The 248-nt window shown below is 39.9% G+C and carries 1 protein-coding gene; it reads left to right on the top strand.

What is annotated here, in order from left to right:
• Positions 1 to 48: 48 nt before the first annotated feature.
• Positions 49 to 248: putative Ig domain-containing protein (locus tag AN214_RS23165; RefSeq protein WP_235576806.1), on the top strand; the 200-nt coding region annotated here is incomplete at its 3' end.

Genomic DNA, 248 nt, shown 5'->3' with positions numbered 1-248 from the left:
ACAACGGCAGTCGATGTAAATTCGAGCTATGAATACTTACCTGAGATTATGCTCGGGTTAAATGCTGGTTCAGAGTTGGTATTTTCTATAGAGAATAAGCCTGATTGGGCAAATTTCGATACGACAACAGGCAAACTTTCTGGTACACCAACTACTGCTGGAACGCATAGCAACATTGTAATCACCGTGAGTGATGAATTTGTTTCTTCATCACTAAACGCTTTTGAGATTAAGGTGAATTCTGCAAC

It is taken from the genome of Pseudoalteromonas sp. P1-9 (assembly GCF_001399975.1).
In the GTDB taxonomy this organism is placed as follows: Bacteria; Pseudomonadota; Gammaproteobacteria; order Enterobacterales; family Alteromonadaceae; genus Pseudoalteromonas.
The sequence above is the reverse complement of the archived record's forward strand: the minus strand, read 5'-3'. Positions and strand labels throughout refer to the sequence as shown.